A 22,866-nucleotide genomic window follows, 5' to 3' on the forward strand; every position below is an offset into this window, starting at 1 on the left:
GTCAGGCCGCTGCCTCCAAATTCTTCTCTGATCCGTTTAAGACGACGCGCTTGCGATTGGTCTGCCACTCGTGAGACGCCGAAGATGGCCTACGGGACGATGTTTAGGACACCAAGATGGTCGCGATAAGACTGCCATGGAGATCCGCGGCGGCTGGCGCCAACGAGGCGCCACCGCCGTCCCTGCCGCGCGACCGGGACGACAGGCTCGACCGGTTGGCTGGCATCATGATCGCGCGCGGGCTCTGCGACGACCGGGGCCTCGACCGCGCGCGACGGATCGCCGACGAGTCCGGCCAGCGTGTCGACGGCGTTCTCATCCAGCTTGGCCTGCTGACGGAGCGCGGCCTCGCTTCAGCCTATGCCGAGCTGCTGGACCTGCCGGTGGCCGCCCCCTCCCGTTTTCCGGCCGAGCCCATCCTTCCCGAGCGGTTGACCGCGCGCTTCCTGCGCCACGCACGGGCCTTGCCGGTTGCGATAGAAGCAGGACGGCTGGTCATCGCGGTCGCCGACCCTCTCGACCGCTTCACTCCGGCGGCCATTGCCTCCGCCACCGGACACACGGTCGCGATGGAGGTCGCCGTCCCGATCGATCTGGAGGCCGCGTTCGAGCGGCTTTACCCCGATGCCGCTGATGAGACCGCGGCAGCCGATGCTGAGGCCGAAGGCTCCGAGGAGGATGCCGAGCGGCTGAAGGATCTGGCAAGTGAGGCGCCGGTCATTCGCCTCGTCGCCCAGATCATCTCCCGGGCCGTCGAAGCCCAGGCCTCCGATATCCACCTCGAACCCTTCGAGGATCGCCTCCGCATCCGCTACCGGCATGACGGCGTCCTGCATGAGGTGGATTCGCAGCCCGCACGCCTCATCCCGGCCATCATTTCCCGGGTCAAGATCATGGCAAGGCTCGATATTGCTGAGCGACGGCTCCCTCAGGACGGCCGCATCAAGCTCCCCGTGCGCGGGCAGGATATCGACTTCCGCGTCTCCACCATTCCGTCGCTGCACGGCGAGACGGTGGTGCTGCGTATTCTCGACCGCGGGACGGTCTCGCTCGACTACGACAAACTGGGGCTTGCCCCGGCGGTCGTCGGGCGGCTGAACAGCGCGCTGCATCTGCCGAACGGCATCGTGCTCGTCACCGGGCCGACCGGCAGCGGCAAGACGACGACGCTCTACACCGGCATCATCCAGATCAACTCGACCATGCGGAAGATCATGACCGTCGAGGACCCGATCGAGTATCAGATCCCCGGCATCACCCAGACCCAGATCAAGCCGCAGATCGGCCTGACCTTCGCTCATGTGCTCCGGTCGATCCTCCGCCAGGACCCGAACGTCGTCATGATCGGCGAAATCCGCGACCTCGAGACGGCGCAGATCGCGGTCAACGGCGCTCTCACCGGGCGTCTCGTGCTGTCGACGCTGCACACCAACTCCGCCGCCTCCAGCATCACCCGGCTGCGCGACATGGGGCTGGAGGATTACCTCATCACCGCCGTCCTGCGCGGCGTGCTCGCCCAGAGGCTGGTGCGCCGGCTCTGCCCCGATTGCCGCCTGCCCGTCGCCGCCGCCCCCGAACTCGTCCGGCGCTTCGACCTCGAGCGGCGCTGCGAGGGCGGCCCGATCACCCTCTATCGTCCGGTCGGCTGCCCGCACTGCCGCGAGACCGGCTACCGAGGCCGTCAGGCCGTCGCCGAGTTCCTACTGCCCGACGAGCGCATCGAGCGCCTCATCTTCAGCCGCGCTGAGCAGTCGGACATCGAGCGGGCGGCCGTCGAGGGCGGCATGGTGACCATGTTCGAGGCTGGGATCGCGGCGGCGCTCGCCGGCACCACGACGCTGGAAGAGGTGGTGCGGACCTTGCGCGGCGAGGCCTGACCTCATGCCCGCCTTCCGCTATGTCGCGATCGACCCGGCGGGCAAGATGGCGCGCGGCGTCATGGAGGCCGCGAACGAGGCGGCGGTCGTGCAGCGCCTGCGACGGGACGGCCATCTGCCGGTCCGCACCGAACCCGACACTGGCGGCTCCTTCCTTGGGCGCATCAATATCGAGATCACGCGCAGCGGGCTCGGCGCCAAGGACCTCGCCAACTTCACCCGGGAACTTTCCATCATGCTGGCGGCGGGGCAGGATCTCGACCGCGCGCTGCGCTTCCTCGTCGAGACGTCCGCAAGCCGCCGACTGGCCGCGGTGGTGGAGCAGTTGCGCGGCGCGGTCCGGGACGGCGATTCGTTGGCCGTCGCGATGGGCAAGCAAGGTGGCAGCTTTCCCCGCCTCTATGTCGGCATGGTGCGCGCCGGCGAGGCGGGCGGCACTCTGGCGACCACGCTCGACCGGCTCGCTCTGGTGCTCGAGCGGCAGCGCAGCCTGTCGTCCTCCGTGCGGTCGGCCATGGTCTATCCGACGCTGCTGTTCATCGCGATGATCGGCTCGGTGTCGTTCCTGCTGACCTCGGTGCTGCCGGAGTTCGTGCCCCTGTTCGCCCAGAACGGCGCCAAGCTCCCGGCCTCGACGCAACTCCTCGTCGATCTCGGCCACGTCGTGGCGACCGATGGGCTCTATATCCTCATCGGGCTCGCCGTCTGCGCGTTGCTGATCGTCCAGGCGCTGCGCCAGCCGCGCATCCGCTTGGTGTTCGACCGTCTGATGCTCCGGCTGCCCATCCTCGGGCGGCTGGCGCGCGAGGTGCTGGCGGCGCGGTTCAGCCGCACCTTCGGGACGCTCATGCTCAACGGCGTGCCGCTGATCGCCGCCTTGGGCATCGTGCGGGAGGCGATCGGCAATCGCGCTGCGGTCGCCGCCGTCGATGCCGCGACGGTCAGCGCCAAGAGCGGCAGCGGCCTGTCGCGCCCTCTATCCGAGGCCGGCATCTTCCCGGTCCGCATGATCTATCTGCTGCGCCTCGGCGAGGAAACGGCGCAGCTGGGCCAGATGGCGCTGCGCGCCGCCGAGATCCACGAGGAGGAGACACGGCTCGGCATTCAGCGGCTGGTGTCGCTGCTGGTGCCCGCCATCACCATTCTGATGGGCGCGGCGGTCGCCGGGATCGTGTCCTCGCTGATCCTCGCCATGCTCAGCCTGAACAACCTTGCCGGCTGAGACGCCCCGCGCCCGGACGGCGGGTTTCACGCTCATCGAGGTGCTGGTGGTCCTGGTCATTCTGGGGCTGACCATCGCGCTGATCGTGTCGCGTGGGCCTGCCCGCAGCACGGGCTTCGATCTCCGCGCGACCGCCGGGGACATCGCCCAGCAGCTGCGCCTCGCCCGGTCGGAGGCCATCGCGACAGACCGGCTGACGCGCTTCACCCTGAACCCCGCCGGCCGGCGGTACGAGACGAACGGAGTCGCCGGGCCTCTCCTCCCGCCGGAAGTCGCCGTTGCCATGACGACGGAGACGGGCGGCAAGCCGCGGCCGCTGAGCGCCATCACCTTCGCGCCCGACGGCAGTTCCTCCGGCGGGCGCGTGGTTCTGGTGGCGGGCGTCAACGCCGTGGCGGTCGTCGTGGACTGGCTGACCGGCCGGGTGAGCGTCACGAATGCGGCGTGAGGCTCGGGGCTTCACCCTGCTCGAGGTGCTCGTCGCGCTGGTGATCGCGGGGCTCGCTCTGGGCGCGCTGTTCTCAGGCGCTGTCACCGGGATGCGCTCGGCGCGGCTGTCGCTGGATTATGCCGAGGCGGTGTCGCGCGCGCGGTCGCACCTCGCCGTCGCCGGCATCGGCGCGCCGCTGGTCGCGGGGACGCAGCAGGGGGACGACGGGCAGGGCTTCACCTGGCGTGTCACCGTGCAACCCCTCTCCACGACCGCCCTGCGGAACGCCAGCCCCCTGGCCGGTTCCACGACCGCCACGCGGGTGTCGCTATTCGCCGTCACCGTCGTCATCGGCTGGACGAAGGACGGCGGCCACCGGCAGGTGGAGCTGACGACCGAGCGCATCGGTCCGGCACCCGCGGCGCGTCCATGAGGTCCGGCAAGTCCGCGGCGGGCTTCACCCTTCTGGAAGTGCTGGTCTCGCTGGTCGTCCTCGCCCTGATCATTCTCGGGCTGTCCCAGGGATTGCGCTTCGGTGTCCTCGCCTTCCAGCACCAGGCGGCCACCATCGATCGTGCCGCCAATCTGGATGCGGTGGACCGGACGCTGCGCGGCCTCATCGAACAGATCGACCCCGGCAATCGCCACGACGCGCCCGAGATCGCCGGCAATGCGCGGAGCGTGGAGTTCACCTCGGAGCTGCCGGAGGGGGCCGCTGCGGCGCTCGGATCGCGGGAAGCCGAGATCCGCATCCTCGTCGATCACGACCATCGGCTAATTCTGCGATGGGCGCCATATCGGCACGCGAAGCCCGCCGGGCCACCCACGCCCCCAGTCGACACCGTGCTTCTCCCGCAGGTCGATCACATCACCATAAGCTACTGGGCGCACGCGGGGCCGCCGCACTGGCTGGCCACGTGGAACAGCCCCGAGGTTCCGGCGCTTATCCGCATCAGCCTCACCTTTCAGCACGGCACAGGGATCGACTGGCCCGATATCGTTGCCGCTCCGCAACGCAGCCGGCCCTGACGGCATCCGGCCGCCTTTGCATCTGTCGGGGCAGCCAAGCCGTAGTCAGCTAAACTCCTTGCCAGCATTGGCCAGAGAAGAGAGATACACGTTCAGGGATTAAGAAGGTTCACAGCGGACGCTGATGCTGAAGGAATTCGTGACCTGGTGGGCGAGGCAATGGCTGGATCTGCTTCCGCCGCAACTGACTGCGACCAACCGATGGAGCAACGCCCTGGTCATCGATCTGCCGACGGAGCGGGACGAGACGGGGTCGATTCCCTTCGCCCTGATCCGCCGCCTCCGTGGGAAGGAGACGCCGCTCGGACGCTTCCGGACCGATGACAGTGGGATCGCCGCCATCCGCCGCGCACGCCGGGTGAAGGGCCGAAGCCTCGATATTCTGCTGCGCCTGTGGCCCGGCGCGCTGCTGGAGCATCGCTTCGCCATACCGCTCGCGGCCGAACACGACGCCGCCGAGGTGCTGCGCTACGAGATCGACCGCGTGACGCCCTTTACCGCCGAGGACATCTTCTGGACCTGGGAGGCCGAGCGCCGCGACCGAGAGCGCGGTCGCCTCTTCGTGCGGCTCTCTCTGGTTCCGCGTGCGTCCGTTCTAAGCGGCCTCAGGGTTCTGGCTGCTGCTGGGCTCTCTCCGCGCCGGCTTGAGGTGGCCGCCGAGGACGGGTCGCTCCGCCACCTGCCATTGCAGACGGACGCTCGCGCGGGGGAAACGCTGCAGCGCGGCGTCGTCCGTGTCCTCGCCGCCGTCTGCGCTGTGCTGGCGATCGTTGCCGGCGTCTTGCCCTTCGTGTTCCAGCAGGCACGCATCCAGCACACGGAACGTGAGATCGCGCAGCTTCAGCCCCGTGTCTCGGAAGCCGTCATGCTTCGACGTCGCATCTTGGGGCAGGCTGCGGGAGCCGATGTGATCGCGGCCGCCGAGGTCCGGATCGGCGATGCCGTTCAGGCCTTGGCCGCCGTTACCGAGGTAATGCCCGACAACACCTTCCTTACCGCGTTCAGCCTGTCGCAGCGCAATCTCAGCCTGACCGGCCAGTCCACCGATCCGGCCGGGTTGATTGCCGCCATGTCCGCCGACCCGATGATCGCCAGCCCCAGCTTCTCCGCGCCGGTCACCGCAGCCCCGACAGGCAAGGGCAGCTTGTTCTCGATCAACGCCGAGTTGGCACCTTAAGCTGCTAATCCGTCGGCCATGAGCGAAACCCTCCCTAGCGGCCGACGCGGCCAATTGCTCGCGGTCGGACTGACGATCGCCGGGCTTGCTGTGCTCTGGGTCGCGATCGTGGGCCCCCTGATGTCCTGGTACGAGGCGCGGTCGCAGGGTCTCGAAGATCGCCGGATGGTCGCGGCGCGGATGGCCCGGATCGCCCAGACCATCCCCGACCTCATGCGGCAGGCCGAGGCGCTGCGCGCGGCTGCACCCGCCGGCCGCGACATCGCTCTCGAGGCGCCGAGCGATGCCGTCGCGGGCGCACGCCTGCAGCAGCGGATGCAGGACCTGGCGACGGCCGCGGGCATCCGGTTCAGCAGCATCGAGACCTTGCCCGCGCAGCAGCAAGGCGGCTATCGGCGCATCAGCCTACGGGTGACGTGCTCCGCCGCTTTGCCGGTCCTGGTCGGTTTGCTGCAGAAGCTGGAGGTTTCAAACCCGAGAATGCTGATCGACGATCTCGATCTAGACGCCTCGCCGGACCTCAACCGTCCCGACGGCATCGCGATCGGGGCCAATTTCACAGTGATCGCCTTCCGTCCGGGAAGCGCGCCTTGACCAGGCTGGCCATTCTGATGCTCGCCTGTCTGGCGGTCGTGCTGGGCGGAGTCATTGCAATCGAAGCGAAGCCTCAGAACGTGAGGCGATCCGTTCCGCCGGCAGAGGATCTGGTGCGGGCCGGCCCGGTCGTTCCCCATGGCGGCGACGCGCGGCAGGTTCAGTCCTGGGTCGAGGCAATCCTCGCCCGGCCGCTCTTCGTGCCCTCGCGTCGGCCACCCGCGGCTGCTGCCGGCCCGGGCGACAGCGGCCCGGGCTTCCCGCGGCTCACCGGCATCATCATCATGCCGCAGCAGCGCGAGGCCATTTTTGCGGCGCCCGGGAAGTCGCAGCCGATCGTGGTGAGCGCGGGCAGCCGCCTCAACGGCGTGCTGATCAAGTCGATCGATGCCGGCGCGATCGTCGTCGTCGATGCCGCGGGGGCTCGCATTATCCGCCCGTCCTTCGCCGCCGGAACAGCCTCGGGCTCACTTGTCCCTACCGCTCCGCGCCCACTTTCCGTCACGGTCGACCAGCCGCCCGTGCCAACGCCGCACGGCACCTCGCCTTTTGCCTCCATCCCAGGACTTAGCGGCCGTCCGTTGGGTCTGGCGGCCCAGCCCGATGCCTCGCCGCCTCCGGGTGGGGGCGCGACCAACACTTTGCCATCTATTGCTTCTCCCGGAGTTTCGCCATGAAGCGTCTGTTTCCCTTGGCCCTCGCACTGGCCGTAGCGGGAACGGGTGCGGGTTGCGCGCCGACCGAAGGTCCGCCGCGGGCGCTCGCGCCGCAACTTGTGCCCGATACCAATCATCCGGATTATCGCGTCAGCGGGCCGATCGGCAGTCCGAAAGCGCTGCAGCAGCCGTTGTTATCGTACGGTTCCTCGGGCACGGTCTCGCTTCCCGCACAGCAAGGCGCGGGCGCCGGGGATGTCTCGCTCGATTTCGCGGACACCGACATCCGCGAGGTCGTCGCGCAGATCCTCGGCTCGATCCTGAAGGTCAACTACACCATCGACCCGGCCGTCCACGGCACGGCGACGCTGCATACGGTGACGCCGCTGGCGCGCTCGCAGCTGCTGCCGACCCTGGAGGCCCTGCTGTCCGAAACCGGCGCTACCCTCGTCGATACCGACGGTCTCTACCGGGTGCTTCCCGCCGCGGCCCCGGGAAGCGGGAGCGCGAGCAGTGCCGGCCTTGCGAGCGGAGGCGGAACGTCAGGCGCCCAGCTTGTGCCTCTCCGCTACGTCTCGGCGACCGACCTCGCCAAGGTGTTGCAGCCTTTCGCAGGACAGTCGGCACGGATCGCCGTCGACCCCGGTAGCAACAGTCTCGTCATCGCCGGCGATCCGGATGCGCGGGACGCGCTCGTGGCCCTCGCGCAGGCCTTCGACACGAACCTCCTGGCCGGACAATCCTACGCGCTGCTCCCATCGCCACAGGGCGGCGCGGCCGACTTCGCGACCGAGTTGCAGACGGCTTTCCGTGCTCAGGGTGGGGGGCTGACGAACCTGGTGCGCGTGGTGCCGATGGAACGTGCCGGGGCGGTGCTCGTCATCGCCTCCCAGCCTGAATACATCGACGCGGCCCGGCGCGTGTACGATCTGCTCGAGCGGAAGCAACGCGCGACCGTGCGTAGCTGGAACGTGTACTACCTCAAGGATGCGAAGGCGGAGGATGCGGCCTACCTGCTCCAGGAGGCCTTCACCCCGGACAACGTGACCGCGACCCCGAGCAGCACCACGACGAGCCAGCAGAGCGGCACGTCCGCCACCGGGGGCGCCGGCACCCCCGGCATCGGCACCGGAACGAGTGCCGGCGCGGGCGCAGGGGGCAGCAGCCAGACCGCCGTCGGTGGGGGCATCGGCACCGGCACCGCCATCAACGGCACGTCCGGCGGCATATTGGGCGGCGGCAACTCGGAGCCGGCGGCAACCGGCGGTTCGTCCTCGGGGCAGAGCGCCGCGCCGAGCCAGACCGCGGCCAATCCTCTTCTGGGCGGTCTAAGCGCCAGCGGCGGCGGCGCGGGTGGCGCCAGCGACGCCGACGCCCTCCGCATCATCCCGGACGACCACAACAACTCGGTGATGATCTACGCGACGCAGGACGAGGAAGAGCGCATCGACGCCATGCTGCGCAAGATCGATATCCTGCCGCTGCAGGTGCGTATCGACGCGACCATCGCCGAGGTCACGCTCAACAGTGCGCTGCAATACGGCACGCAATTCTTCTTCAGGTCCGGGGGCATTAACGGCATTCTGAACAACACGGCCGCCGCGACCCCCTTGGGCACGCCAAGCTCCACTGTCTTGTCAACGGCTTTCCCCGGGTTCGTCCTCAGCGGCAACGGGGCCGGCGGCGCGCCGATCGCGCTGCAGGCATTGCAGGCGGTGACGACGGTGAAGGTGCTGTCCTCACCGGAGCTGATGGTGCTGGACGGAGAGACTGCCCGGCTGCAGGTGGGCCAGCTGGTGCCATACCTCGCGTCGAGTTCGCAAAGCACCGTGGCCAACTCGGCGGTCATCAACAACATCAACTATCAGCCGACGGGCGTCATCATGAGCGTGACGCCCCGGATCAGCGAGGGCGGCCGTGTCACGCTCGACATCTCACAGCAGGTGAGCGCAGTCGACACCTCGGTCAGCACGTCGACCACCGGCATCTCGTCGCCAACCTTCTCGGAGCAGGACGTCTCCTCGCGCGTGACGGTGCAGGATGGGCAGACGGTCGGCTTGGCGGGGCTGATTACCGATAATCTCACCAAGACGAACTCCGGCATTCCGTTTCTGAAGGACATCCCGCTGATCGGCCTGCTCGCAGGCACGCAGAACAACACTCGCACGCGGGACGAGCTGCTCATCCTCATCACGCCGCACGTGCAGTACGATGAGAACGACGCGCGCGCGCTGACGGCGGATCTGCAGTCGCAGCTGCAGGACGCGGCCACTGTTCCGGGTGAACTGAACAGCCTGCAATCACCCGGGTCGGATGATCCGAATTCGGTCGTGCGCCGGCAACTCCGGCTGGATCAGTAATACTGATGCGGCTGCCTCGCCGCCTGGAGCATCCGCGCGGTTTTGCGCTCCTGATCGTCTTGTGGTCGATGGTGCTGCTGTCGCTGTTGTTCGCGCGGCTCGTCTCCGCCGGACGAAGCGAAGCGGAGATCGCGTTCAACCTGCGCGCGGCGGCGCAAAGGCAAGCTCAGGCCGACGGGCTTCTCTATAGTGTCATCTTCAGCCTGCTCGGCCCCGGCCGACATTGGCCGGCGGATGGAGCCGCACATCGCATTCGGCTTCCCGCGGCGGTCGCAAGCGTCTCCATCGAGAACCTGGACGGCCTCATCAATCCGAACACCGCGTCGCCGGCCCTGCTTTATGCGCTGCTCTCGCGAGTGGGGGCTGACGCGACAACGGCTCGCAGCGTGTCGCAGGCGATGGCGGACTGGCGGTCGCCGGATGCGCAGGGTGTCTTTGAAGCGCCACAGTATCTGAGCGCGGGCCTGTCCTACACGCCTGCGGGATCGCCGTTCCAGAGCATCGGCGAACTCGGGCTCGTTCTTGGGATGACGCCGGAACTTCTCGCCAAGCTGGCGCCGCATCTATCGCTGTATAATGGTGACAACCCAAACCCGGATGATGCGGATCCGGTCGTCCGCCACGCACTGCGTGACACTGGGACGGTCGGAACATCCGGAGCCTCGCACCCACTACGGGTCGTCGCTGTCGACATCGTCATTTCCGGGGCGGGCGGCACCGAGGCGTCGCGACAAGCCGACGTGCAACTGCAAAGCTCCTCATCACCCACAGGTTTTCAAATTTTAACCTGGGAGAGCGGAGGGGCCTAGGCCGCGACACTTGGCCGATGATGCTGCATTGCACAATCAAGCAGGCCCGCAGCCGCTGCTGTCTCATGGAAGTTTCCGGAACTTTTCGAAAAAAGTACTGCATCCAACAGAGAGTTAATGCGGTAGTGAGATCGTGGCCGCTCAAAGCAGGTCACGGCAGCTTTTAGGGGGTCTTCCTAATGTCCGAGTTAATTTCCGGGGTCGATGACGCGCTTCGATCCAACCGGCGTAACCTGTTGAAGACCGTAGGTCTAGGTGTCGCGGGAACTGCTGCTCTTGCCGCGACCGGCGTCGCGAGCTTGGGTTTCGGATCGACGCCGGCCATGGCACAAACCGATACTGATATCGAAGTGTTTAACTTCGCTCTCAATCTCGAATATCTCGAAGCCGAATTCTATCTTCGCGCCGTCACGGGAACAGGCCTGCCCGCAAGCCTGACCGGAGGCGCCGCAACGGTCACGGGTGGCTCTCTTGTTCCGTTTCAGAACACCGCCATCGCTTATCTCGCGCAGAAGATTGCGGTCGATGAACTGGCCCACGTTACCTTCATCCGCACCGTCCTCGGCGCGATGGCGGTTCCTGAGCCAAACCTCGACCTGTCGACCAGCTTCACGACGTTGGCCATCGCGGCAGGTCTCATTGCACCTGGCCAGACCTTCAACCCGTTTGCAAGCGAGACGAACTTCCTTCTTGGCGCATACATCTTCGAGGATGTGGGCGTGACGGCGTATGGTGGCGCTGCCGCATCCCTGTCGGCGGCGGTGCTTCCCTACGCCGCCAGCATTTTGGCCGTCGAAGGCTATCATGCTGGTGGTATCCGGACACGTCTGTCGGAGATCGGTGGTTCGGCGGCGACAGATTTGATTTCTGCGCTGCGCCAGAAGCTATCGGGCGTGGGTGACAACGGCTGCAACTACGAAAGCAACCCGGCGAACTTCACGAACGTCGACAGCAATGGGCAAAGCTATCGCCGCACGCCGGCTCAGGTTCTGAGCATCGTTTACGGTGGCGGCACATCGAGTGGCCTGTTCTTTCCGAATGGCATGAACGGCGCCATCACGGTCGCCTGACATCTATGGGAATGCGAGTGGCGCCAGGCTGGGCGCCGCTCGCAACCATCGTTCAGTTGCAGATCATGTTGTCGCCGGTTGCGGTGCCATTGGGTCCGGTCGAGCAGAGGTCGTAGTCGTGTCCGGCGCGGTCTGACGGATCACGATAGACATATGGATGGTTCCAGGGATCGACGGGCACCTGACCCGATTGAACGTAGGGACCGTTCCAGTTGCTGACGCCGGCGGGGGTCTGAACCAGGGCTTCCAGCCCCTGATCCGTGGACGGATAGCTCCCGACATCCAGCTTGTACATGTCGAGAACCGAACCCAATCGTGCGATCGACTGATGCGCGATCGAGACGCGTGCGCCTCCCAGTTGACGCAGCACGGCAGGTGCCACCAAGCCGATCAGCAGGCCCAGGATCACGATGACGACCAGAATTTCGAGAAGCGTGAAACCGGCCTGAGTGTCTTCGCCGGCGACACTAACCCTCATAATTGCAGCTTGCCTCATTCGCAGGGAGGCGCGAAGAGTTTTCGGTCGCGTCATCCAAGGTGCTGGCATCGTGACTTCGTTCCTTAACTGAGGCGCATTTCTGTACGGGACCATCGTCACGGGCGACGCCAAGTTAGCGAGGTTGCGCCGCGATATCGATATGGTCGCTCATCCGCGATCGGTAGATGCGCATGACGGCGTCAATATCCGTGCCGGTTTCGCTCAGGCTCCCGTCGGGCTCCACCACGCCCAAAACATAGCCGAGCGAGATGAGCCAGCTCAGATAGTCTTCGCCGGAAATATGCGAGATGCCCGGGATCATGCCTGGGCTGAACTCGCTGATGATGAAGGGCCGGCATCGCCGTATCGTCGCCTCCGCGCCAAGCAGCGCGTTGTACTCAGCACCTTCGACGTCGACCTTGATGAGGTCCACTGTCGTCCAGGCATCAAGAAGCGAGTCGAGCCTGAGGCAGGACACCGATTCCGCTGCCAGCAACTGGCCAAGCTCGTCGGGCGGCGCCGACGTCGTCCCGTTTGAAAAGGAGGTGTTCAGGATCAGAATCCCGGTCTCACGCCCGGCCGCGCTCTGCGCGACTGTTACGTTGTCAAAGCCGTTGGCTCTGCGACTTGCTTCGAGTAGCCGCACGTTGCGCGGATTGGGTTCGACCGCGAGAACATGCCCCTGCGCCCCGACAAGGGTGGCGGCAAGCATGGTGAAATAGCCTATGTTCGCACCGATATCGACGACGCTCATGCCGGGTTGCAGTCTCGACCGGAACAAGCGCGTCACGTCGGGTTCATAATTGTCGTCGCGAACAGGCTTGCCGACGGCGGCGTCATTCTGGTTGGAGTAGATGCGGAAACCTTGAACCTCGGTTGAGACGATGTCCTCGCCCGGATCGCGGTTCAGAAATCCGCGGCGTTGGAATTCGAGGCTGGTGACATAGCTCGAGACAACCTGACCAAGGGGCTCCCCCACGCGCGAGCTGTGGCCGCGCCACTCCTCCGGATTAGGCATCCGTCCCAGGATCAACCGGAAGCAGCCCAGGATGTCAGCCTCGCTTGCCGTATCCTCGAATGTTGTGGTCCAAGGCTCGCGTATCTCAGGAATAGGGCGCGTCCTGGCCCATGGCAGTCGCATCGGTCACCACCGCTAAAAGGGCTCGCTACCCGTCTTTGGGGCGGAGTGGTAATGCGGGCGCTGCACGATGTCCAGCCTGCTGGGCGCGCAAACAACCAGCACTATCCGCCCGTGAGGCCAAATAGTCTGCCAATCATGGCAGTGCTGCCGGGGCTTGCTCCAGGATCTTGAAGGAGGCAAACTTACACTTTGGGTTCGCTCGACTGCGATGCCCGCGGGAGCCCGACTGTGACGTTCGTGTCTTACGCCCAGAATTTCGAAGATGTGCTGCTGTGGCGCGCGCTCCGGGGGGTCGAGAACGGCTTCTACATCGATGTGGGCGCCGGGCATCCAGATATCGATTCGGTTTCTCGCGCCTTCTACGACCGCGGCTGGCACGGGATCAATATCGAGCCGACCGTTGAATTCAGCCGACGTCTCGCGGCCGCCCGTCCACGCGACATCAATCTGCAGCTGGTTCTGGGGGAGCATCCCGGCCGGGCCACGTTGTTCGTTGTTGATGGCACGGGCCTTTCGACGATGGTGCCCGCAGGGGTCGATGCAATCCGAGAGGCCGGCAAGGAAAGCCACCGGGTCGAAGTCGCCATGGATACGTTGGCGAATCTGTGCCGCGAGCACGCTCCTGAGTCGATCCATTTTCTCAAGGTGGATGTGGAAGGCGCCGAACGCGCTGTGCTGGCCGGCGCCGACTTCATGTCATTCCGGCCATGGATCGTCGTGGTTGAGGCGACAGCGCCGATGTCCAGCGTGATGACGCATGATACGTGGGAGTTCATGCTGCTCGAGGCAGGGTATCGCTTTGTCTGGTTCGATGGTCTCAACCGGTTCTACCTCTCTTCGGAGAGGCATGACGCGCTCGCTCACGCGTTCCAGGCGCCGGTGAATGTCTTCGACGACTTTATTCGTGCAAGCGACACCGAGTGGGCGCGGCGCATTCAGGCGGCCGAAAACCACGCCTCGGACCGGGTCGTGAAACTGCTTGAGCGTGCGATCACGGCCGAGGTGCGGGCGGATCATGAGTCGCTGTCGGCCGCGCATGCCCGGGTTCGGATCGACGAGACGTGGCGCGAAGCCCAGCAGCTACGCGCCGCTTTGCAGGATGAAAGGGCGCAGCGGCTGGCCGCCGAGGCGGAGGCAGAGGCCCTCACACGGCGCGCCGAGGCAGCCGAAAGCAATGCCGTTGGGCAGGCAACGCACGCAAAAGCCGAAACCATGCGCGCCCGTTACGAGCAGCAACGTTCCGCGATCAACGAGCAGCTTCGACGGGAGGCGATGGCCGCCTTCGAAGCCATCCATCGCAGCACCTCCTGGCGCATAACGGCGCCGCTCCGTCGCCTGCGGTCGCGGCGAAACGCGGCGGGACCGGTGATCACACAACCGCCGCTGCCGGAGCCTCCGGCTGAGCTGGCCATTGCGCGTGAAGAACGCTCGATCTTTGCGAGTTCGGGTTTGATGGCTTCCGGGCGCGAGCGCCGGCCGGCGCCGCCGCGGACCAAGGTCCATCAGTATCATTCGGGTGCCGCTACCGGCGATGCGATCACCAACAGCATGCTGCTGACCCGCCAGCGGCTACGTGATCTTGGATACGAGAGCGAGATCTTCGTGAGCTTCCGCGATCCGTCCCTCGCGCATGAGCTTCGTCTGGCGGACGATCTGCCGCGTCATGATCGTTATGTATTGATTGTCCGGCACTCGATGGGCTTCGATGCATTCGACGCGGTGGCGTCGGTTCCGGCGCCCAAGATTCTGCTGTATCACAATATCACGCCGCCTGATCTGCTGCAGGGCGACGCCTTCATGCAGCGATACGCAATCCTGGGCCGGGAGCAGCTCAAGAAATGGCGCTCCGTGGTCGGCGGGTCCCTTGCCGATAGCGAATACAACGCCATCGAGCTTCGTGCTCACGGGTTTTACCCGGTGCAGGTCTGCAATACGTTGTTCGATGCCGATGCGCTTCTCGCCCGCGCCGCCTCCACCCTAAAGGTGAAAGAGGCCGACTGTTTCACCATCCTTTTCGTCGGCCGCGTCGTGCGCTCAAAAGGGCAGGCGGAACTGGTGGACGTGTTCGCCGCATTCCGCAATCGGTATCGGAAGCCATGCCGACTAGTGCTCGTCGGCCGCCACGGCGATGCCAAGGACGACTACCTCATTTCGATCAAATCGCGCCTGAAAGAGTACGGGATAGCCAGCGACGTTGTGCTAACCGGGCCGGTGTCGGATGATGATCTGCATGCCTGGTACGCAAGTGCGGATGTCTACTTGTCGTTGAGCCGTCATGAAGGTTTTGGTGTGCCTCTGATCGAGGCCATGGCGCATGATCTGCCGGTCCTCGCGCTTCCGGTCGCCGCTGTTCCCTACACCCTCGGCGGCACCGGCGGTCTGCTGGAGGACGATTCGATCAGTGGCGTTGTCGGCAGGCTTCTTGATCTTGCGGAGGGAGAGGAGCGCCAAGCGGGTTTGATCGCGCGGCAGCGTGCGGCGCTGGAGCGTGTACGTTGGGAGCGTCACAAAGACGCGTTCATGCAGACCTTGACGGCTGCCGGTGCGGCGCCATCGGTTCCCCGCGAGACGGAAGCCCTGTTGTTGTCGTCGATAACATTCACGGTGACCGGGCATGTCAGCGGCAGTTACAGCCTGGCGACGATCAACCGCACGCTGGCGCTCGCGCTGGACATCGCCCGGCCGGGCGATGTCCGCCTCGCACCGGTCGAGGGCACGCCGACGACGACGATCAGCGGTTTACCCGGCCAGGACTTGACCAAGATCGAGGCGCTGGTTGCGCGGCCAAGGCCCATGACTGCCCCGCACGTCGTGATCAGCCAGCATTATCCGGTGTATGTTCCGTCTGATCCCGGGGACCTCTCGCTCGCCTACTTCTTCTGGGAAGAGTCGCTTATCCCTCTCAAGACGATTGAAGGTCTGAACAAGAATTTCCGGGCAATACTTGCGCCGACGGTTTTTGTGGCGAAGACGCTGATCGATTCCGGACTCTCGCTTCCGGTTCGCGTTGTCGGCTATGCGCCTCGGCTGGAGGGGTTCGAGGCCCTGGCGGCTACGCGCAAGGCAGCGGCCGGCCACCCTTTTACCTTTCTGCATGTCTCATCCGGCTTCCCCCGCAAAGGCATCGATGTCCTTCTCGAGGCCTACGCAAAGGCTTTTCGCAGCTCGGACGACGTTCGCCTCGTCATCAAGGTGTTCCCCAATCCGCATAACACGGTGGCGCAGCAGCTGGCCGGCTTGCAGACGGCGGACAGTAATGCGCCTGCAATCACCCTGATCGATGACGACATCTCCGAAACGGAATTGGTGGACCTCTACCGAAACGCCGACGCAGTTGTGCTTCCAACCCGCGGCGAAGGGTTCAATATCCCGGCGGCCGAGGCGATGGCGGCCGGAATCCCTCTCATCGTCACCGGGCACGGCGGACACATGGACTTCTGCGACCGATCCGTCCGGTTGGTAGATTACAGCTTCGCGCCTTCCGGGAGCCACCTCGCGGCGAGTGGCTCGCTCTGGGCAGACCCGGATGCGGACGACCTGACGAACGCCTTGCGCGAGGCTGTTTTGGACCGGTTGCCGAGGCCGAGTCCGGCCCAACTACCAGATGCGAGAACCTTCGCGGAAAGCATCATCGCGACCTCGGCAGAGCTCCTGTTGCTTCCGCCACCGCCGCCGCTGCGTATCGGCTGGGTGTCGAGCTGGGGCGTGCGCTGCGGGATCGCGGAATACTCCCGTCATCTGCTGGATGCGATGCTCGCCTCGGACGAACCGGGCGCGGAGGGCGGCTCACCTCCAGAGGTCACGGTTCTTTGCGACACGCGGACGTCCACCGAGGCACCCGAGGCGCTGGATGCCACCATCCGGCCCTCCTGGGACCTTTTTCTTCTCGACGGGGCCAAGCCACTCATTCGCGCGGTAGCCGAGACCGATCCTGATGTGCTGGTGATCCAGCATCAACCTGGACTGATCGTCTGGAACTCGCTGGCGGAATTACTCGCCTCGGAAACCGTCCGGCAGCGGCCGGTCGTACTGGTTCTCCACACCACGCAACGCATCCTCGACATCACCGAGGAAGATCGCACGGCGATCATAGCCGCGCTGAGGGGTGTTGCCCGCGTCGTCGTTCACACGGTCAATGACGTGAACCGGCTGAGGAAGCTCGGACTGGTCGCGAACGTGGTGATGATACCGCAAGGGGCCGTGCCTCTGGGCGAACCGGTGGTGCTTTCCATCGCGCCAGCCGAAGAGCGTCGTTTCATCATCGGATGCTACGGCTTCTTCTTCAGCGAGAAGGGGATTTTGCAACTTATCGAGGCGTTCGGGCAACTGCGCGCGCGTGATGGTCGCCTCCGGCTACGCCTCGTCAATGCCCAGTACGGCACGGTGGAGTCCGCAGCGGAGATTGCCCGTTGCCGCGCCGCGGCCGAGGCTGCCGGTCTTGCCGACGCGGTAGAATGGCACACGAATTTTCTGCCCGATCAGGAGTCGCGCCGGCTTCTCGGCGAGTGCGATCTCATCGCACTTCCCTATCAGACGTCGAAAGAGGGATCGAGCGCGGCGTTGCGGATGGCGATGTCCGCCGGTGTGCCTGTGGCGGTCACGCCGTTGCCGCTGTTCGATGAGGCTGAAGCCGCTGTGTTTCGCTTCAGCGGCACTGGGAGCGCCGATATAGCAGATGGGATTGCCCACCTCCTCAATCGGCCTGAGGAGCGGCAGGCAATCCGGGCGGAGATGAAATCCTGGATGACGAGCCGCGAATGGCCCCGCGTCGCCACGCGCTTTGGAGGCATGCTCCAGGGGCTGCGTTCCAATTGGAAAAGCGGCAATGTCATTCAGCCGTGCGCCAGTGATAACTCCACAGTGCCTGGGCCCGCGGCTGCCGCGACGGTAGACTGATCGCTTCTGCACCGCTGATCGGCCAGCATTCCCCAGACGAGCTGCCTCCAAGAGTTACATTATCAAGACAACTCGGTCGCCTGCGGCCCCCTGTAACTTTGCCGCGATGGCGGTGCCAGCACATCAACGTGATGCTGAAGATGAAATCTGGTCAACTAATTTGTAATTGTCGCTGCGTTCAGAAAGTTCGGTAGACGCTGCGAAAACCAAGAGCGTGTCCAGATGAGTCAACTTTTTGGAAACAGCCACATGAACAATATCGCTAGTAGCGAAACCGCAAGCCGAAGGTTTATTGGAAAGATTGGCGCAGGTGCCGTCGCTCTCTGCGCGTTGGCTGGTCTTGCGAGCAAGCCGGCAAAAGCTCAGGCAGACGCTGACGTAAATGTTCTCAACTTTGCTCTCAACCTCGAATACCTCGAAGCCGAGTACTATTTGCGCGCCGTGACTGGAGCGGGCCTTTCTGCGGCTTACGGAGGAGCAGGCACAGCGGTCGTTCCGACTTCGACCCTGGTCCCCTTCAAGACGTCAGCAGTAGCTTATTGGGCGCAGCGGATTGCCAATGACGAACTCGCCCATGTGAACTTTCTCCGGATCGCGCTTGGTGCCGCGGCCATTCCCGAGCCAGTGATCGATCTTGAGACGAGCTTCACCACGCTTGCCGTAGCCGCGGGCCTCATCACGGCGGGCCAAACCTTCAACCCGTTCGCGAGCGAACTCGACTTCCTCATTGGAGCCTACATCTTCGAAGATGTCGGCGTCACGGCCTATGCCGGAGCCGCCGCCCTTCTGACCGAGCCCAACAATATTGCATACAGCGCCAGCATCCTCGCGATCGAAGCCGAACATGCCGGCTGCATCCGGGGCTACCTTGCCTCGATTGGCGGCGGAGCGGCTACAGACGCTATTTCCGCGCTGCGTCAGAAGCTTTCCGGCGTGCAGGACAACGGGACCGATCTCAGCGGGAGCGGTGGCAACCCGTTTTCGTTCGCAAACGACGACTACAACGGCCAGGTGTTCCGCAGAACGCCGCAGCAGGTGCTTAACATCGTCTACGGTGCACCTGGAACGGGCGTCACGTCCGGTCTGTTCTTCCCCAATGGCGTCAACGGTGCCGTTGCCTCGACTTAAGCAAGCCGCCAGCCGATAGCACTAACATCATCGAGGACGCTTCAATGCCTGACAACACAATCAAGACCGTACTCCAGAAGAGTATTGACCGCCGCCGCTTCATGAGGCGCTCCGGGCTTGGCCTGACCGGATTGGCAACTGCAGTCTCAGGTGCGTTTCTATCCGCCAAGCCCGCGCGCGCTCAGGCCCTGACCGACGCGGACATCTTCAACTTTGCTTTGAATTTCGAGTATCTCGGGTCGCAGTATTATCTTGCGGCGCTTGGCACTTCCTTGCCTGCGAGCCTGACAGGTACCGGCGCAGGTGCGGTGATCCTGCCGACCCCGACTGCCGTTCCGTTCCAGAACAAGGCCGTTGCTTACTTCGCTCAGCAGCTCGCTGTTGACGAACTCGCGCACGTCACCGTTATCCGGGAGGCTCTGGCGGCTGAGGGCGCCACTCCGATCCCGCAACCGGTTATCAACCTCAACACGAGCTGGACTTCGCTCGCGGCGGCGGCAGGATTGATCACTCCGGGCCAGACCTTCAATCCCTTCGCTAGCGAAACCGACTTCCTGCTGGGTGCCTACGTTCTGGAGGATGTTTGCGTCACCGCACTTTGTGGCGCGGCGCCGCTAATCTCAAGCAAGGTGAACTTGGCCTATGCCGCGTCCATTCTCGGCGTGGAGGGCTACCAGGTCGGCCTCATCAGATCGCGTCTATCGGCGATCGGCGCGGATGTCGCTACGGATGCCATCTCCGCTCTTCGGTCGAGCCTCTCGAACACGGTCGTCAACATGGGCGTCAATGATGTAGGCACAAATGCCTATGGCAACCCCTTCAACTTCACCAATGCTGACAGCAACGCCCAGGCGTTTCGTCGCACCCCCCAGGAAGTTCTGGCGATTGCATACGGTGGGGCACCGGCGGGTGGCGGATTCTTTCCGAATGGCGTAAACGGCGCCATCACAACCACGGCTTCCGCCTGATCGTCTGGCTCGGTTGAGCCAGCCGCCTTCTCAGCTGCAAGCGTGCGCCTGACCTGGTCCGTTGCGGACGGTAGTCAGGGGCACGCTTTTCCTTGTCAATCGTGATGATGGACCCGTACGAACAGCGCCTCGGCCGCCTGGATGACCTGCGACTGGTAGGAGAGGTTGAGCTGGCGGGTGTGAGAGTGGTAGTCGCCGATTGCCCGCATGAGATCGCCTCGATCCTCGGCGAGGTAGGTTTTGAGGATCGCCCCGGCTGCGGCGATATTATAGCAGGGCGCGTTGATGAGACGGGCCCGGACCTGACTGGCCGGTTCTCGCGTGTATGCCACGAGCGGCCCAATCCAACGCGTGTTGATCTGCATAACCCCTAGGTCCTGCGATCCGTCGGCGTCGTTGCTAATGGTCCCTGGCCGGCCGCCTTCTATCGCCTGGATAGACGGCAGCACCCGAGGCGGGAGGTGGTAGATCGACGCGACGAGCGCCATGCAAGCGAGGAACGGTATCACGACGGCAGCATCCTGGATGATACGGCTGACAGCTTCTACTGGCTAAACGCCGCGCCGGGAAGCCGTGAACAAAAACAAACCGCCGAAGCAGGCGAGAGGCAGCCTCGACGGCGTTGGGTCTGCACAAACGTAAGCCGCAGCCGATTACGCGAAACGGCAGCCGCTTACAACACAGGGCCGCCGCCCGGACGATAGATGACAAAGCACCCTGCGACGGCTCTATGTCAACACTCCCATATATCCGAACCGAAATCGAAATGGATTGACGTTGCGACGGAACGTTACAAATCGTCGCGTGAAAAGCGCTAGCCGTCAGCTTCTGCAGAATTGTCAGCGATTGCAGAAACTGCTTTCACCGGTATTCGGTCGATGCTCCAAACAAATTGCGTTGAGCATTCATGAAACCGTCATCGCATTGCTACAGACGCGCGGCGTGCGATGAATGAAAACACCTCCAACCCTGGCCGTGCTCGAAAGGTCGAGATGGCTCTGGCAACAATTGTATTTGTGGAGGGTTCCTCTCTTGCAGAAATCAACGTGGGCGCGAACGCGCCTGCAATTCCGGTCGGCGATGCTCGCCGCGACCGCCGCTAGCCTGATCGCAGGCCCGGTGGTTCCGGCCTTCGCCCAATCCGCCGCCGCGACCGGTGGCGTCGACAATATGGTTGGATCGCCGCCTGCGAGCACTCCGATCCAGCACATCGTCGTCATCATCGGCGAGAACCGCACGTTCGACCATGTGTTCGCAACGTATCAGCCGCCGCACGGGGAAAAGGTGTTCAACCTCCTCTCCGAGGGCATTATCAACGCGAACGGCACGCCCGGACCGAACTACCGCAACGCCGGACAGTTCTCGGCCCAGCAGCCGGCCAATTACAGCACGCACCCCGGCGGCAAGGTTCTCTACACGAACCTTCCGGCGCCCGGCACGGACGGCGCGCCGACCGCGTCGTCAGACAGCAACCCGCCTCCCTTCGCGAGCGTTGCGGCGGTCGCGGCTGTTGAGTCACAGATCAACGACGGCCTGCCCAGCGCCGATTACAATCTGCTGACGACGGGCGCGACCGGCCTCGCCTCGGATGTCGCGGACACGCGCATCACGAACGCGAACTCGCTCCCGGATGGCCCTTATCAGATCACCGGCCCGACCCTGCCGTACGACTCCTATACAGCGAGCCCGGTTCATCGCTTCTACGAGATGTGGCAACAAACTGATTGCGCCAAAGGCCATATCACAGCCGCCAATCCTTCCGGCTGCTTGAACGACCTCTTTCCCTGGACCGAAGTCACCGAGGGCGCCGGCACCAACGGCAAGCCGCAACCCGCCGGGTTCAATAATCTGACAACGGGCGAAGGCTCGGCGTCGATGGGCTTCTTCAACATGGCGCAGGGGGACGCGGCAACGTTCAAGTCGCTCGCCGACCAGTACACGATCAGCGACAACTACCATCAGGCCATCATGGGCGGCACCGGCGCCAACCACATCGCGCTCGGGACCGGCCTCGCCATCTATTACACCGATGGTCAGGGCAACGTCGCGACGCCGCCCGCGGATGAAATCGAGAACCCCAACAGCCAATCCGGCACCAACAACTGGTGGGTGCAGGACGGCTACTCGGGCGGTTCATATAGCAATTGCTCGGACGACACGCAGCCGGGCGTGACGGCAGTCCGCACCTACCTCAAGTCTCTGCCGTCGAAGCCCGCCCTGAAGTGCAAGAAGGACGCCTACTACCTTCTCAACAACTACAACCCGGGCTACTTCGGGGACGGCACCGTCAACACCTCGACCTTCACCGTGCCGCCTTCGCCGGTGCACACGATCGCGGATGTCCTGAACGCGCACAACATCTCCTGGAAATACTACGGCGCCGGATGGGACAACTACGTGGCCAACCCGTCGAGCGACCTCGGCGGCCTCTATTGCAACATCTGCAATCCCTTCCTGTATGAAACCAACATCATGACGAGCGCGACGCAGCGCTCGACGCATCTGAAGGACGTGCCGGATCTGGTCTCCGACATCAGCACCGGCAATCTGCCGGCGGTCTCGATCATCAAGCCCGATGGCCTGCTCGACGGACATCCGGCTTCGTCTAAGCTCGATCTCTTCGAAGCCTTCGCCAGCAACATCGTCTCCGAGATCCAGGCCAACCCCAAGCTGTGGGCGCATACCGCGATCCTCATCACCTTCGACGAGGGCGGTGGATACTGGGACTCGGGCTACATCCAGCCGCTCGACTTCTTCGGCGACGGCACGCGTATCCCGGCGATTATGGTCTCGCCCTACTCCACCGGCGGCCATGTCACCCACGTCTACGCAGATCATGTCTCGTTCCTGAAGTTCATCGAGCGGAACTGGGGTCTCGAGGCGGTCTCCAAGAGCGGCCGTGACAACCTGCCTGACCCGATCGCCTACGCCAACAACCCGTATGCTCCGGTCAACAGCCCGGCCATCGGCGACCTGATGGATATGTTCAACTTTTACCAGAAGAACTGATGTTGCGCTGACATCAGGACAA

The 22,866-nt window shown here is 64.4% G+C and carries 18 protein-coding genes; 15 read left to right on the forward strand and 3 right to left on the reverse strand.

Annotated elements, in window-relative coordinates:
- Positions 1 to 116: 116 nt before the first annotated feature.
- From ACOEQ1_RS08020 to ACOEQ1_RS08070, 11 genes are all read left to right on the forward strand, one after another.
- Complete coding sequence (locus ACOEQ1_RS08020) at positions 117 to 1,877, forward strand: GspE/PulE family protein (RefSeq protein ID WP_419758743.1); 1,761 nt, start codon at positions 117 to 119, stop codon at positions 1,875 to 1,877.
- Between the two features lie 4 nt (positions 1,878 to 1,881).
- Complete coding sequence (locus ACOEQ1_RS08025; RefSeq protein ID WP_419758744.1) at positions 1,882 to 3,099, forward strand: type II secretion system F family protein; 1,218 nt, start codon at positions 1,882 to 1,884, stop codon at positions 3,097 to 3,099.
- Positions 3,089 to 3,547 carry a GspH/FimT family pseudopilin gene (locus ACOEQ1_RS08030; protein WP_419758745.1) on the forward strand — a complete coding sequence of 153 codons (459 nt, stop codon included), beginning with the start codon at positions 3,089 to 3,091 and terminating at the stop codon, positions 3,545 to 3,547. Before ACOEQ1_RS08025 ends, ACOEQ1_RS08030 begins: the two co-directional genes overlap by 11 nt.
- Positions 3,537 to 3,962 carry a type IV pilus modification PilV family protein gene (locus ACOEQ1_RS08035; protein ID WP_419758746.1) on the forward strand — a complete coding sequence of 142 codons (426 nt, stop codon included), beginning with the start codon at positions 3,537 to 3,539 and terminating at the stop codon, positions 3,960 to 3,962. The genes ACOEQ1_RS08030 and ACOEQ1_RS08035 overlap by 11 nt, the downstream gene beginning before the upstream one ends.
- Positions 3,959 to 4,558 carry a prepilin-type N-terminal cleavage/methylation domain-containing protein gene (locus ACOEQ1_RS08040; RefSeq protein WP_419758747.1) on the forward strand — a complete coding sequence of 200 codons (600 nt, stop codon included), beginning with the start codon at positions 3,959 to 3,961 and terminating at the stop codon, positions 4,556 to 4,558. The genes ACOEQ1_RS08035 and ACOEQ1_RS08040 overlap by 4 nt, the downstream gene beginning before the upstream one ends.
- Before the next feature lie 124 nt (positions 4,559 to 4,682).
- A complete protein-coding gene (locus tag ACOEQ1_RS08045) occupies positions 4,683 to 5,735 on the forward strand; it encodes a PilN domain-containing protein (protein ID WP_419758748.1) in 1,053 nt (350 codons plus the stop codon).
- Between the two features lie 18 nt (positions 5,736 to 5,753).
- The gene (gene gspM, locus ACOEQ1_RS08050) at positions 5,754 to 6,329 is read left to right on the forward strand and encodes a type II secretion system protein GspM (protein ID WP_419758749.1); all 576 of its coding nucleotides are present in this window, start codon (positions 5,754 to 5,756) and stop codon (positions 6,327 to 6,329) included.
- On the forward strand, positions 6,326 to 7,006 hold the full coding sequence (locus ACOEQ1_RS08055; RefSeq protein ID WP_419758750.1) for a hypothetical protein: 681 nt from the start codon (positions 6,326 to 6,328) through the stop codon (positions 7,004 to 7,006). Before gspM ends, ACOEQ1_RS08055 begins: the two co-directional genes overlap by 4 nt.
- A complete protein-coding gene (gene gspD, locus ACOEQ1_RS08060) occupies positions 7,003 to 9,345 on the forward strand; it encodes a type II secretion system secretin GspD (protein WP_419758751.1) in 2,343 nt (780 codons plus the stop codon). Before ACOEQ1_RS08055 ends, gspD begins: the two co-directional genes overlap by 4 nt.
- A 5-nt stretch (positions 9,346 to 9,350) precedes the next feature.
- A complete protein-coding gene (locus ACOEQ1_RS08065) occupies positions 9,351 to 10,154 on the forward strand; it encodes a general secretion pathway protein GspK (RefSeq protein ID WP_419758752.1) in 804 nt (267 codons plus the stop codon).
- A 299-nt stretch (positions 10,155 to 10,453) separates the two neighbouring features.
- Positions 10,454 to 11,224 (forward strand): ferritin-like domain-containing protein, encoded by a 771-nt coding sequence (locus ACOEQ1_RS08070; RefSeq protein WP_419758753.1) that lies wholly within the window; start codon positions 10,454 to 10,456, stop codon positions 11,222 to 11,224.
- Positions 11,225 to 11,276: 52 nt separating this feature from the next.
- Here the strand turns inward: ACOEQ1_RS08070 and gspG are convergent, their stop codons facing one another.
- A complete protein-coding gene (gene gspG / locus ACOEQ1_RS08075; RefSeq protein ID WP_419758754.1) occupies positions 11,277 to 11,702 on the reverse strand; it encodes a type II secretion system major pseudopilin GspG in 426 nt (141 codons plus the stop codon).
- A gap of 133 nt (positions 11,703 to 11,835) precedes the next feature.
- Entirely contained in the window at positions 11,836 to 12,843 is a 1,008-nt protein-coding gene (locus ACOEQ1_RS08080) for an FkbM family methyltransferase (protein ID WP_419758755.1), read from the reverse strand.
- 228 nt (positions 12,844 to 13,071) lie between these two features.
- On the opposite strand from ACOEQ1_RS08080, the gene ACOEQ1_RS08085 reads away from it, so the two are divergent.
- The 3 genes from ACOEQ1_RS08085 to ACOEQ1_RS08095 all read left to right on the forward strand — a co-directional run bounded on the left by ACOEQ1_RS08085 (position 13,072) and on the right by ACOEQ1_RS08095 (position 19,835).
- Positions 13,072 to 17,739 carry an FkbM family methyltransferase gene (locus ACOEQ1_RS08085; protein ID WP_419758756.1) on the forward strand — a complete coding sequence of 1,556 codons (4,668 nt, stop codon included), beginning with the start codon at positions 13,072 to 13,074 and terminating at the stop codon, positions 17,737 to 17,739.
- Positions 17,740 to 17,988: 249 nt separating this feature from the next.
- Entirely contained in the window at positions 17,989 to 18,867 is an 879-nt protein-coding gene (locus ACOEQ1_RS08090; RefSeq protein WP_419758757.1) for a ferritin-like domain-containing protein, read from the forward strand.
- A gap of 44 nt (positions 18,868 to 18,911) precedes the next feature.
- On the forward strand, positions 18,912 to 19,835 hold the full coding sequence (locus ACOEQ1_RS08095) for a ferritin-like domain-containing protein (protein WP_419758758.1): 924 nt from the start codon (positions 18,912 to 18,914) through the stop codon (positions 19,833 to 19,835).
- A 95-nt stretch (positions 19,836 to 19,930) separates the two neighbouring features.
- On the opposite strand, the gene ACOEQ1_RS08100 is transcribed toward ACOEQ1_RS08095, so the two are convergent.
- Positions 19,931 to 20,344, reverse strand: a complete 414-nt coding sequence (locus ACOEQ1_RS08100; protein WP_419758759.1) for a lytic transglycosylase domain-containing protein — start codon at positions 20,342 to 20,344, stop codon at positions 19,931 to 19,933.
- 523 nt (positions 20,345 to 20,867) lie between these two features.
- Here ACOEQ1_RS08100 and ACOEQ1_RS08105 point away from each other — a divergent pair.
- Positions 20,868 to 22,844 carry an alkaline phosphatase family protein gene (locus ACOEQ1_RS08105; protein ID WP_419758760.1) on the forward strand — a complete coding sequence of 659 codons (1,977 nt, stop codon included), beginning with the start codon at positions 20,868 to 20,870 and terminating at the stop codon, positions 22,842 to 22,844.
- Positions 22,845 to 22,866 lie beyond the last annotated feature (22 nt).

Source organism: Acidisoma sp. (assembly GCF_965199065.1).
Classification (GTDB): Bacteria; Pseudomonadota; Alphaproteobacteria; order Acetobacterales; family Acetobacteraceae; genus Acidisoma.

Bases quoted from the DNA above. Each gene is read 5' to 3' on its own strand.
- ACOEQ1_RS08020 (WP_419758743.1), top strand. From the start codon at position 117: ATGGTCGCGATAAGACTGCCATGGAGATCCGCGGCGGCTGGCGCCAAC.
- ACOEQ1_RS08025 (WP_419758744.1), top strand. From the start codon at position 1,882: ATGCCCGCCTTCCGCTATGTCGCGATCGACCCGGCGGGCAAGATGGCG.
- ACOEQ1_RS08035 (WP_419758746.1), top strand. From the start codon at position 3,537: ATGCGGCGTGAGGCTCGGGGCTTCACCCTGCTCGAGGTGCTCGTCGCG.
- ACOEQ1_RS08040 (WP_419758747.1), top strand. From the start codon at position 3,959: ATGAGGTCCGGCAAGTCCGCGGCGGGCTTCACCCTTCTGGAAGTGCTG.
- ACOEQ1_RS08045 (WP_419758748.1), top strand. From the start codon at position 4,683: ATGCTGAAGGAATTCGTGACCTGGTGGGCGAGGCAATGGCTGGATCTG.
- gspM (WP_419758749.1), top strand. From the start codon at position 5,754: ATGAGCGAAACCCTCCCTAGCGGCCGACGCGGCCAATTGCTCGCGGTC.
- gspD (WP_419758751.1), top strand. From the start codon at position 7,003: ATGAAGCGTCTGTTTCCCTTGGCCCTCGCACTGGCCGTAGCGGGAACG.
- ACOEQ1_RS08065 (WP_419758752.1), top strand. From the start codon at position 9,351: ATGCGGCTGCCTCGCCGCCTGGAGCATCCGCGCGGTTTTGCGCTCCTG.
- gspG (WP_419758754.1), bottom strand. From the start codon at position 11,702: ATGAGGGTTAGTGTCGCCGGCGAAGACACTCAGGCCGGTTTCACGCTT.
- ACOEQ1_RS08080 (WP_419758755.1), bottom strand. From the start codon at position 12,843: ATGCGACTGCCATGGGCCAGGACGCGCCCTATTCCTGAGATACGCGAG.
- ACOEQ1_RS08090 (WP_419758757.1), top strand. From the start codon at position 17,989: ATGAACAATATCGCTAGTAGCGAAACCGCAAGCCGAAGGTTTATTGGA.
- ACOEQ1_RS08095 (WP_419758758.1), top strand. From the start codon at position 18,912: ATGCCTGACAACACAATCAAGACCGTACTCCAGAAGAGTATTGACCGC.